Source organism: Paenibacillus campinasensis, from assembly GCF_002272015.1.
GTDB lineage: Bacteria > Bacillota > Bacilli > Paenibacillales > Paenibacillaceae > Paenibacillus_AQ > Paenibacillus_AQ campinasensis.
The window spans coordinates 183,033-195,162 of record NZ_NPBY01000030.1 but is presented as its reverse complement, the minus strand read 5'-3'; the positions used below and the strand labels follow the sequence as shown (position 1 = coordinate 195,162).

Genomic DNA, 12,130 nt, shown 5'->3' with positions numbered 1-12,130 from the left:
GCGAGGCTATAGATTCTTCTCGCCCTGTCATCACTCCTGTATAGGACGAGCTTATTGGCAGCTGTGAAGTACGAAAAGAGCGATCTGTTGTGGCGGCTAGATGCCGCAGGACAGATCGCTCTTTTTGGCTGTTGGAACGGTGGACGCCCCGGCTATCTGCAAGACAGCAGCTGAATCCGCCATATGCGGTGTGCTGGACCGGGGCTATCGCTTGGGTTTACGTTTATGCCTGGGGTTTAATCCCCGTAATGTCAGCAAGCAGCTCATAGGAGCGCAGGCGGGCATCGTGATCATAGATTGCCGAGGCCACGATAATCTCATCGGCATTCGTCATTTGCTGGAACTGCTCGAGCTGGGCGCGCACGGTCTTCGGACTGCCGATGGCAGAGAAGCTGAGCTGCCCTTTCACAATGGCCCGCTCCTGTATCGACCACAGTTCCTCCATATTGTCGACCGGAGGCTGCAGCTGACCGGTGCGCCCGCGAATAATATTCAGGAACTGTTGGTAAGCTGAGGTTGCCAGACGCTCAGCTTCCTCATCCGTATCAGCACAGATGACGTTAACGCCGATCATGGCATGCGGATTCGCCAGCTCCTCGGATGGGCGGAAATAGCTGCGGTACAAATCCAAAGCCTGCAGCAGGAAATCCGGTGCAAAGTGGCTGGCAAACGCAAACGGCAGACCCAGCTGTGCAGCGAGCTGGGCGCTGAAGCCGCTGGAGCCAAGCAGCCAGATCGGAATGTGGAGTCCTTCACCCGGAATCGCTCTTACCCGCATGGAAGAGCCGGATATCGGGTTGAAGTAGGTGCGCAGCTCGCCCAGGCGATCGGGGAAGTCCTGTCCGTCGCTGCCAGGACCGCGGCGCAGCGCACGGGCGGTCAACTGATCTGATCCCGGCGCGCGGCCAAGACCGAGGTCGATGCGGCCCGGATATAGAGATTCGAGTGTGCCGAACTGCTCGGCAATAACCAGCGGAGCATGGTTAGGCAGCATGATGCCGCCTGATCCGACGCGGATGGTGCTGGTTCCGCCGGCCACATAGCCGATGACCACCGATGTGGCGGAGCTGGCTACGCCTGGCATATTGTGATGCTCGGCCAGCCAGTAGCGGTGGTAGCCCCATTTCTCCGCATGCTGGGCCAGGTCGAGTGTATGTCTTAGCGAGACCGCTGCGGTGCTTCCCGTTGTGATGGATGCAAGGTCCAGGATGGAGATCGGAACGTCGCCAAGCTGTTTGGGACGAGCGGTGTGCTGCTGTTGTTCGGGTTCTGACATTAGGATATGCCTCCTTAATCATAAAGTGGGCGGACATCAATGTATCCATACCGTTCCGTCATTCACCGTCCTGCAGTGGAATGAAAGCGGACTGTTCAAGTGCTATAGCAGCCTGGCGCTCATCTGACTGGCATGGGTGGCCAGTTGTTGCTCGAGCAGACCAAGCTATAGAAACATACAGCGTCGCCAACGCCGCGGTTTGGCCGCGATTGGCGAAACAGGAGGGCCATGCAGCGTATTGGCTCCAGTAGAAGCAGAAAGCGCAGAGCCCACTGTATCGCTATTATATCCTTACTTTTTCACAGGAACAAATGAAAGAACAGCCCTTATTCAGGAACCTGACTTAGAAAACAGGGGATAGCAGCACCCAGAAGGCCGATGGATCGTGATATCGGGTTGACAGTATACTCTGTGATACCTAAATGTCAGTCGTTATGATGCTGTATTGTCAGCTCCTTTATTCCGTTCATATAGGGACGCAGCGCTTGCGGGATATAAATCGACCCGTCTTCCCGCTGATGATTCTCCAGCAGCGGGATCAGAATGCGCGGCGAGGCAACCGCCGTATTGTTCAGCGTATGGCAATAGCGCAGCTGGCCATCGCTATCGAGGTAGCGAATGTTCGAGCGGCGAGCCTGGAAGTCGAGCAGATTCGAGGACGAATGGGTCTCGCCATAGGCCTGGCGGCTTGGCATCCACGTTTCGATGTCGTACTGCTTGTAGGTTTTCTGCGACATATCGCCTGTGCAGACCGCCACGACGCGGTAAGGCAGCTCAAGCAGCTGCAGCAGCTCTTCGGCATTGGCGGTAATCTCCTGCAGCAGCCGCTCCGAAACCTCTTCGTCCGCTTCGCACAGGATCACCTGCTCCACCTTGGCAAACTGATGCACGCGGTACAGCCCGCTTACATCTCTTCCCGCCGAGCCAACCTCGCTCCGGAAGCATAGCGAAGCGGCTGTCAGGCGGAGCGGCTCGCTCACATCAACAATCTCCCCGCTGTAGAAATTGACCAGCGGCACCTCCGATGTGCCGACAAGCCAGCGGTCTTCGTCTGCGATGGCAAACGCCTGATCCTGTCCCAGCGGGAAGAAGGCCGTGTTCTCCATGGCGGCTGTTCGCACCATCAACGGCACATCGAGCAGCATGAAGCCTTTGTGCATCAGCCTATCCAGCGCCAGCTGCTGAACCGCCCGGTGCAGGAGCACGCCGGCTCCCTTCAGATAATACCCGCGCGACCCTGCGGTTTTGACGCCGCGCCCGATGTCCATCATCCCGTGAAGCTCACCGAGCTCGACATGGTCCCTCATGGGGAATGGATACACGGCGGGCTCGCCGATGCGGCGCACCTCCACGTTATCCTGATCCGACGCCCCAACAGGGGTATCCGGCGAGACGATATTCGGAACGAGGGCCAGCCTTTCGTTGAAGCGGGCCTCCACCTCCCGGAGCTTCTGCTCCTGTTCGCCGAGCACAAGGTTGATGTGTTTGATTTCCTGCTTCTTCAGCTCAGCCTGATCCTTCGCTCCCTGCTGCATGAGCAGACTGATCTCCTGCGATCCTGCGTTTCGCCGCTGGCGCAGCTGTTCGACCTCCTGGAGCCGCCTGCGTCTGTCGTTGTCCAGATCCAGCAGCTCCGCGACCGATAATTTGATGCCTTTGTGGTCAGCGGCCAGCTGAACCCGTCTCTGATATTGCTCACTTTCCCGAATCGATTTCATATCCAACATCGACGATCCACTCCTTATTCATGAAAATAAAAAAGCGTCCTTGTCCGTATGGGACGAGGGACGCTTGTTGCGCTCGCGGTGCCACCCAAATTGATTGAACGCTCTCCCGGTCAATCTGCTGACGGGCCTTGTTCAATCCACTTTGAATCCGCGGTAACGGGCGGACCCGGTTAACTTAGGGGGATCATAGCTCGGCTTACTTCGTGCAGATCACATCACGCAGATCTACTCCCCTTGGCGAAAACACCTCTGAGTTGGATGCTCTTCATCGGTCTGATGTTGATATTGTTGTACAGTATACCGCAAACGGCGGGATATATTCAAGTGGCAGGGCGCCTTTTTTCATGATCAGATCGCAACCTTCCGGGCAGCGCCAGCCCACTCGGCCAAGACCGCGACAGCGCGGAAGCTATTCCTTTCAGGAAACGGTCATACTGTACTATAATGAAAGAGGTTTGAAAACAGCATTCATGCATCAGGAGGACTGGCGTTGATCGATTCATTAAAGCGGGAGCATGAGATTATCAAGATATGTCTGCTGGCAGGCAAAATCATGCTGCAGAGCGGGGCGGAAACGTATCGGGTCGAAGACACGATGATGCGGATCGCCGCGTCTTTTGGCGTGGAGAACAGCCACAGCTATATGACGCCAACGGGCATTATTTTCTCGGTGGAGGAGCCTCAGCATATCACCCGGCTGATCCGGATCTCGGACCGGACAACCAACCTGTATAAAATCGAGCAGGTGAACACCGTATCCCGAAGCATCAGCATGGGGGAGCTGACCATCGAGGAGGCTTACCGGAAGCTGCAGCAGATTGAACGGGAGGAGGCGCTATATCCCTCCTGGCTTCTCATTCTTGTCGCGGCTCTGGCAAGCGGCTGCTTTTTGCTCATGTTCCGCGGGGTGTGGCCGGACTTTATCCCCTCGGCGATTGCCGGAGGACTCGGCTTCACCTGCTTTGTATATATGCATCGCGTGATCCCGGTTCGGTTTTTTGCCGAGTTTTCCGGGGCGCTTGTCATTGGCATCGCATCTGTGTCGATGGTCAAATACGGATTCGGGCAGCAGCTGGATACGATCATTATCAGCTCGGTCATGCCGCTGGTGCCGGGTCTGCTCATTACCAACGCGATTCGGGATTTAATGGCGGGGCATCTTATATCCGGCTTGTCCAAGGGAGCGGAGGCGTTTGTCACTTCCTTTGCCATCGGGGCAGGCATCGCCTTTACGCTGTCATTTTATTGAATGAGGAAGGGAGCAAGAGCGGCAATGATGTATGTGGAGCACCTCGTGACGAGTTTTATCGCTTCCGCGGCCTTCGGGATGATCTTTAACGCCCCGAGAAAAGCGCTGCTGCAATGCGGCTTTGCAGGCATGGTGGGCTGGATTCTATACATTTGGCTGCAGGAGATGATGGTCAATCCGATTCCTGCGACTGTTGTGGCGGCCTTCTGCGTGACGATGATCAGTCACTTTTTTGCGAAAAAATATAAGACCCCCATCATCGTGTTCAGCGTATCGGGCATCATTCCGCTGGTGCCGGGGGGGCTGGCCTACAATGCGCTTCGCAACGTGGCGGAGAACCAGTTCGACCAGGCGGTGCAGCTCGGCCTGCAGGCGTTCATGATCTCCGGCGCAATCGCGCTCGGGCTGCTGCTCTCGGAAGTGATCAATCAGGTTCTGAGGAAGCTGGTGACCCGTTGAGGAGAATCCGGGAATGGAAGCTCGGTCCATAGGATATCATCAGCTTACCGTATGTCGGCTGCACGGCCGGGATGCGGTTTTTTCGCGTTGGACGGGGCTTGCAAGCTTCGACTTACATTTCCCTATCACAGGAAAGAGGTCTGTAGTTATGAGAAAAAGGGATAGCGCATCCACGCTTCCACCCATGCCCTGTCAGGTGTCATTATAATTGCCAGTGAATTCATATTATTCCTTTTTATTGTCTGAATCAGGAGCTGTGCCTTATAATCTACTTGCACTGAATGATCTGTAATTTAAAGTGTTGTGTAACCGCATTCAACAAGCTTCGGAGTATATAAAAAAGCTGTAACTATGCAAAGCGACATCATTCAGGCGATGGCTGTATTCCACTCCAGATCAGGAAGAGGGATGATCCATGCAGGAGCTGGCGCTGCATCTGTTCGAGCGGATGGGCATGCTGCTCATCCTGACCTTTATATTGACGAGAATCCCGCTGTTTCGTCAGCTGCTGGACCGGCGGGAAATCTCCGGATTGCAGACGCTGTTGAACGCTTTTCTGTTCGGGCTGTTTGGCATCCTTGGCACCTATGCCGGGGTCGTAGTGGAGGGGAAGGAGATCAGCTCCTCCTTCTGGCTGCTCCCGCTTCAGCCGGATCAGGCGCTGGCGCATGCCGCGCTGGTCGGCGTGGTGATCGGGGGATTGATTGGCGGCCCGCGCGTCGGCTTTGGCGGCGGCCTACTGGCCGGAGCGCATCTGTTCTACATGGGCGGCTACACCGGGCTCGCAGGCTTGATCGCAGCGCCGCTGACGGGCATCCTGGCCGGTGGCGTCGCCCGGTTCTTCTCGCAGGAGCGGGTTGTCTCCCCGGCCAAGGCACTGTTCGTTGGCATGTTTGCGGAGGTGCTGTACATGGGGGTCATTCTGATATGCGCGGATGATGCCGCCCAGGCGATTGAACTGGTCGATCTGATCGGTCTGCCGATGGTGCTGACAGGCAGCATCGCGATCGCGATCTTCACGACGATGCTGCGGGTGGCGCTGGCGGAGGAAGAGCGGGCAGCAGCCTACGAGACGGAGAAGGCGCTGCATATTGCCGAAGCTGCGCTCCCCCATCTGAAGCAGGGGCTGACCTACCGGACGGCTCAGGCGGTCGCCGATCTGCTGCTGCGGGAGCTGAAGACGACGGCGGTCGCTGTCACCGATACGGAGCGGTTCCTGGCCCATGCCGGAGCGGCGAGCCGGACGATTGATCCGGGGGAGCCGATAGCGTCCCTGCCGGCCCGGCAGGTCATCTCCACCGGCGTGCTGCAGGTGGTGGAGCATGAAGAGGATATTCAGCCCCGTCATCCCTCGCTCGGGGCGGCCATTCTCGTGCCGATGATGGAAGGTGCGAGAATCGTCGGCGTGATCCAGCTGTATTTCAAGCGGCCGCAGGACATCGGACGCGTCGAGCTGGCCATGGCCAGGGGGCTCGGGCAGCTGATCTCCTATCAGCTGGGCGCGACTTCCCACGAGAACATGGCCAAGCTCATGAAAGAGGCCGAGCTGAAGCTTCTGCAGGCGCAGATTCATCCGCATTTTCTGTACAACACCCTCAATGCGATTCATTCGCTGATCCGAACAGACCCGCAGCTCGCCAGACACGCGACGATGCAGCTGGGCGCCTTCATGCGGCTGAATGGGAAGGTTATGGCATCCCGCAGAACAACCATCCGCGAGGAGATGGAGCTTCTGGGCGCCTACCTGGATATTATCCAGATCCGCTTTGAGCACCGATTCGCATTCCATAGCGAGCTTGAACCGGATCTGATGGACCTTCATATTCCGCCAGCGACGCTTCAGATGCTGGTGGAGAACAGCATCAAGCATGGATTCCGCCACACGGCCAGAGGCGGCATTATCAGGCTCTCGGTATATCGTGACGGCGACATGGCCGTCATCCGGCTGGAGGATAACGGCTGCGGCATCGCGCCGGCCGTGCTGGAGCGACTCGGGGAACGGCCGCTTCACGAGGCCGGGGGGAGCGGTATCGGCATTTACAATATCAATCAGCGGCTGATGAGTTTGTTCGGCCGGGAGACCCGGCTCATGATCGAAAATCTGGCGGAAGGCGGCTGCGGGATATCGTTCCGCATCCCTATCCGCATATCGGAAGGGGGGCAGTACCTTGAAGCGAATTAGAGCGATGATTGCCGAGGATGAACGGCTGGCCAGAGAGGAGCTGGTCTACCTGCTGCAGCAGGAACCGGATATCGAGCTGCTTCCGCATGCCGAGAGCGGCCGGGAGCTGCTGGAGCTGGCTTCGCAGTGGAAGCCGGATGTCGTATTCCTCGATGTCCATATGCCGGAGCTTGAAGGCCTTCAGGCTGCCCGGATGCTTAAGGCGTCAGCTGCATCGCCGCTGATCGTGTTCACGACAGCCTATGACGAATATGCAGTGGAGGCGTTCGGCCTGAACGCCATTGATTATTTAATGAAGCCGTACAGCCACCTGAGGTTTCGGGAGTCATTAGAGCGCGTACGCGCCCGCCTGTTTACAGAGCTTCCTTCGCCAACAGAGCCGTCCGATCCAGGAAGCAAGGCCGGGTTAAAGGAGCCTTCCCCTGCGGAGAACCGGGGCCGCGCCATGCGAGGCAAGCTGCTGCTTGATGACGGAGGCAAGCATGTCCTGGTTGACCCGGAAGCGATTGTATACGCGGTGCGGGAGGAGCGAAGCATCGTCATTCATACCGCGGAAGGGCGCAAGATCAAGAGCAAGCATACGCTTCAGGAGCTGGAGGAGCGGCTTGCGGGTTATTCCTTCTTTCGCCCGCATCGCAGCTATCTGGTGAACGTAGACCGGATTGCAGAGCTGTTGCCGTGGCAGAATGGCGCCTATAACCTCGTGTTGAAGGACGGGGATGGGACGGTCATCCCGTTGTCCAGAGAAGCAGCCAAGGATTTGTTCAGGCTGCTGCGTGAGAGCTAGTGATTAGGGAGGCGCGGTCCTGGCTACCCGAAGCATGATGACCGAAGGGCTACCTTCCCAGGCGGAGATCACCTGTGATCCGGTGCTGTTTCGCACCATCCGTCGCCGCTCGATGCGGTCCACACGCGGTACACGGCATTTCGCGCAGAGATGGCGACGCTTCGCGCAAAGGCGGTAGTATGCGAAGCAGGTCGCGTATATAATCAATTTGAAGCGCTTACAATTTGATTGGATTGAAACGCACTCTGCTGTGGATGGAGGGGAAATGGAATGGAGACCAAAGGAAAAAGCTATATGGAAGTATGGCATTCCGACAAATTCAAAAAACTGCTCACACACAAGAAACGTTTCATAGTTCCGATGACTGTATTTTTTATGCTGTTTTATTTTGCACTGCCGATTCTTACCTCGTACACGGACATCTTGAATCATCCGGCAGTCGGCCCGATTACCTGGGCCTGGGTCTTTGCCTTCGCCCAGTTCATTATGACTTGGGTGCTGTGCATTCTGTACACCCGCAAGGCTTCGCAATTCGACCGGATTGCGGATGACATCAAACAGGAGATGGAGGCTTAAGCGTATGGCGATTGCGTTATTTTGCGGTATCGTACTGCTCACGCTGATCATCACGTATTATGCCGCCAAGAAGACAACGAATACGAGCGATTTCTATACGGCAGGCGGCGGCCTGAAAGGCTGGCAGAATGGAACCGCGATTGCCGGCGATTATATGTCGGCAGCGTCCTTTCTGGGGATTGCAGGGTCCATCGCGCTGGTGGGCTTCGATGGCTTCTTCTACAGCATCGGCTTCCTAGTAGCTTATCTGGTTGTGCTGTATCTTGTCGCGGAGCCGCTGCGAAATCTCGGGAAATATACGGTGGCGGACATGATTGCCGCCCGCTTCTCGGATAAGAAAGTTCGCGGTGTAGCTGCGCTCAATACGATTTCAATCTCCATCTTCTACATGATCGCACAGCTTGTCGGCGCGGGCGCGCTCATTAAGCTGCTGCTGGGGCTGGATTACACGCTGTCCGTTCTGATTGTCGGAGTGCTCATGACGATCTACGTCGTATTTGGCGGCATGCATGCCACCAGCTGGGTGCAAATCTCGAAGGCGGTTCTGCTGATGATTGGTACGTTCATTATTTCCATCATCGTATTCGCCAAGTTTGACTTTAGCCTGACGAACATGTTCGAGCATATGAAGACGGCGACGCCGCTGCAGGAGGCCTTCCTCCACCCGGGGAACAAGTACAACGTACCGCTGGAGACGCTGTCGCTGAACCTGGCGCTCGTGCTCGGGACTGCCGGTCTGCCTCATATTCTGATCCGCTTCTTTACGGTGAAGGATGCGAAGACGGCGCGCAGCTCGGTCGTCTACGCCACCTGGATTATCGGCCTGTTCTATGTGATGACGATCTTCCTTGGCTTCGGGGCTGCGGCCTTTGTCGGGACGGCTGACATTACCCAGGTCGATACCGCAGGCAATATGGCGGCGCCGCTGCTGGCCAAGGCGCTTGGAGGCGACTTCCTCTTTGCCCTCATCTCGGCAGTCGCCTTCGCAACCATACTGGCAGTTGTTACCGGACTTGTGCTGTCGGCAGCCTCGGCCTTTGCCCATGATTTCTACGGTCAGATCGTGCGCAAAGGAACCTCCTCCGAGAAGGAGCAGCTGAAGATGGCGCGTTACGCCTCCATCGGCGTATCCATTCTTTCGATTCTGCTGGCGCTGTTCGCGCAAAATATGAACGTTGCCTTCCTCGTGTCGCTTGCTTTTGCCGTGGCGGCCAGCGCGAACCTGCCAGTTATTCTGTATACCGTCTTCTGGAAAAGATTCAATACCACCGGTGCGGTTACAGGCATGCTGACAGGTCTGATCAGCACCGTTGTTCTGGTTGCGCTCAGCCCGAACATCTGGGACCCGAATGGTCAGGCCATTCTGACAGGAACTCCGATCTTCCCGATGACCAATCCGGGCATCGTCTCGATTCCGCTCGGCTTCCTGGCGGCATATCTCGGAACGTACTTCTCCTCCTCCAAGGATGAGGCGAAATACGCCGAGGTGCTGGTGAAGGCTAACACGGGAGCATAACCGGGGACAGAAGAGGGCATCAGGCACGAAGTCTGAAGCCCGGAGTCTGAAACAGGTGTCTGTGCCTGATGCCGACGTTAGATGGCTTAAAGCGGATGAAGGACATAGAAAGGGGGACTCCTGCTGCTGTTGCAGCAGTGAAGTCGCCCTTTTTTTGTCATTGCAAGCAGAAATCAACGAACATAGGAAGAGGGTAGTGAATATTCCATATTTATTTATGACGGAATTTGTCATATCCTATAATCAGGAACGGAGCGTCTGTACAACATGCAGTTGGTCCATTTCCATACATACTTACCAGAGGAGAACTTCATCAAAATTATGAAAACTAGCAAGCGTACGATGAGCAGACAGAAGCAAGTCCTGCTGCTATTAGCAGCTATCCTGTTCCTGGCATGTGCAGCCTTCGGATCCTACTGGTATTACAAATACCAGACCCGGTTCATTAATTATGCCAAATCCGAACCGCTCATTCCGGTGCAATCCACAGCCGAAATTGACAGCGATTATGACACGATTGTGGTCGGAACCGACCCGGAAGGCATTGCTGCGGCGTTGTCCGCAAGCCGAAACGGGCAGCGTGTGCTGCTGGTCGATGGCTATCAGCGAACGATGCTTGGAGGTCTGATGACCGAAGGCGGGCTGAATACGATTGATTTTAACTACTCGCCGGAGCAGCCTTCCTTTCTGGCTACGCTCCGTCCGGTCAAGCTATTGAACAAAGGAATTTTTGAGGAATGGTATTCCCACTTTAATACGTCATCCTTCGATACGACACAAGCGGCCAACCGCTTCTATCAGATGGTTGCTGCGGAGCCGAACCTTGACCTGCTGATGGGGGTGCAGGCGATGGCGCCTGTCGTGGAACGCTCAGGAGATCAGGCAGTCGTGACCGGCGTTGTGCTCACACTTCCGGACGGACAGGAACATACCGTCCATGCCGGTGCGGTCATTGATGCAACCCAGAATGCGGATATTGCGGCCGCTGCCGGCGCGCGATTCACGGTGGGGCGCAATGATACCGAATCCGGCGGCACGCAGTTCATGGCTTCAACGCTGGTGATCAAGCTGAGCGGTGTTACCCAGGAAGCATGGAACAAGATGCTGACGCACGGCCCGGACACTTCCGGTGACCGGATGAGCATCTGGGGGTACACGGAAGCGCGGCATTATGAATCGACCCGCCCGGATCGTGTCAAGATGCGGGGGCTGAATATTGGCCGTCAGAACGACGGAACCATTCTGATCAACAGCATGCAGCTGTTCCAGGTGGACCCGCTGGATCCGCGATCGGTTGCGGAAGGCTTGCGGGTCGGTCAGGAAGAGGCGCCGCGGATTGCCGAATACCTGACGACTACGTTTGAAGAGTTCTCGGGCCTGTCTTATGCCGGAACAGCATCCGAGCTTTACATCCGGGAATCCCGTCATCTTATCGGCGAATACAGACTGAAACTGGCGGACGTTATGGAGAATCGCGTGCACTGGGACGATATTGCCTACGGCTCCTATCCGATCGATATTCAAAGCACGAGTGACGGCAGGACCGGCACCATCATGATGAAGCCGGAACGCTATGGCGTGCCATTTCGGACCCTTGTTCCTGTAGGTGTGGACGGGCTGCTCGTCGTCGGGCGCTCCGCCAGCTTTGATTCCATCCCGCATGGCAGCGCGCGGGTCATTCCGCTCGGCATGGCGACCGGCGAAGCGGCCGGGGCGGCAGCGGCATTTGCCTCCAAGCAGCAGATCAGCTTCAGGGAAATGTCACATTCCAAGGAGTTGATCGGTCAGCTGCGCACGATGCTGGAGAAGCAGGGGATGGATCTCACCCCGCATCATGTGCAGGAACCGGCCTATTTGACGCACAAAAACTACAAAGGCCTTCTGGCAGCGGCCAGCTTGTACCTGACCTCCGGCAACTATACGAATGACGGCTGGGCGCTCGATTCGCCTGCCAACGTGCAGCGCTTCTTCAATGCGGTTGCCCAGCTGTCGAACGCGTATCCGGACCTGTTCCCGAATTTGTCTTCAAGCGTGCTGAGCCATCTGGATGATCCAAGACAGCAGGCGCTCGATCTGTCTACAGCTACGTATATTCTGGCTTCGTCCATATTCGGAAGGGACCAGGTGACACCGGATACGTCGCTTGCGGAATTGATAGACAGGGGCTGGATTGCGGAAGAGACGCTGAGTCAGATTAGTGATCCGCAATCGCTAACCAATGGCGATTACTTTATGCTGATTTATGATCTGTCACAGAGCTATTTGCATCTCGAACTGGATGCATCCACGATATAGTGAACAGCCCCGGAAGGGGGATTCCTGCTGCCTAGCAGCAGTTGAATCCCCCTTTTTTGTCAT

At 56.4% G+C, this 12,130-nt stretch carries 9 protein-coding genes; 7 read left to right on the top strand and 2 right to left on the bottom strand.

Annotated elements, in window-relative coordinates; all coding sequences use genetic code 11:
- Positions 1-223: 223 nt before the first annotated feature.
- Both CHH67_RS10150 and serS read right to left on the bottom strand, forming a co-directional pair.
- Complete coding sequence (locus tag CHH67_RS10150) at positions 224-1,276, bottom strand: LLM class flavin-dependent oxidoreductase (protein ID WP_095265051.1); 1,053 nt, start codon at positions 1,274-1,276, stop codon at positions 224-226.
- A gap of 425 nt (positions 1,277-1,701) precedes the next feature.
- On the bottom strand, positions 1,702-3,003 hold the full coding sequence (serS, locus tag CHH67_RS10145; protein WP_095265050.1) for a serine--tRNA ligase: 1,302 nt from the start codon (positions 3,001-3,003) through the stop codon (positions 1,702-1,704).
- 490 nt (positions 3,004-3,493) lie between these two features.
- On the opposite strand from serS, the gene CHH67_RS10140 reads away from it, so the two are divergent.
- The 7 genes from CHH67_RS10140 to CHH67_RS10110 all read left to right on the top strand — a co-directional run bounded on the left by CHH67_RS10140 (position 3,494) and on the right by CHH67_RS10110 (position 12,067).
- Entirely contained in the window at positions 3,494-4,252 is a 759-nt protein-coding gene (locus CHH67_RS10140; protein WP_095265049.1) for a threonine/serine exporter family protein, read from the top strand.
- A 24-nt stretch (positions 4,253-4,276) separates the two neighbouring features.
- Positions 4,277-4,711, top strand: a complete 435-nt coding sequence (locus CHH67_RS10135) for a threonine/serine exporter family protein (RefSeq protein WP_095265048.1) — start codon at positions 4,277-4,279, stop codon at positions 4,709-4,711.
- Positions 4,712-5,126: 415 nt separating this feature from the next.
- The gene (locus tag CHH67_RS10130; protein ID WP_095265047.1) at positions 5,127-6,893 is read left to right on the top strand and encodes a LytS/YhcK type 5TM receptor domain-containing protein; all 1,767 of its coding nucleotides are present in this window, start codon (positions 5,127-5,129) and stop codon (positions 6,891-6,893) included.
- Complete coding sequence (locus tag CHH67_RS10125; RefSeq protein WP_095265046.1) at positions 6,880-7,680, top strand: LytR/AlgR family response regulator transcription factor; 801 nt, start codon at positions 6,880-6,882, stop codon at positions 7,678-7,680. The genes CHH67_RS10130 and CHH67_RS10125 overlap by 14 nt, the downstream gene beginning before the upstream one ends.
- Before the next feature lie 270 nt (positions 7,681-7,950).
- Positions 7,951-8,256, top strand: coding sequence for a DUF485 domain-containing protein (locus CHH67_RS10120; protein WP_095265045.1), 306 nt, complete (start codon positions 7,951-7,953; stop codon positions 8,254-8,256).
- Between the two features lie 4 nt (positions 8,257-8,260).
- Positions 8,261-9,772, top strand: coding sequence for a solute symporter family protein (locus CHH67_RS10115; protein ID WP_413773637.1), 1,512 nt, complete (start codon positions 8,261-8,263; stop codon positions 9,770-9,772).
- Between the two features lie 342 nt (positions 9,773-10,114).
- The gene (locus CHH67_RS10110; protein ID WP_244908144.1) at positions 10,115-12,067 is read left to right on the top strand and encodes an FAD-dependent oxidoreductase; all 1,953 of its coding nucleotides are present in this window, start codon (positions 10,115-10,117) and stop codon (positions 12,065-12,067) included.
- Positions 12,068-12,130 lie beyond the last annotated feature (63 nt).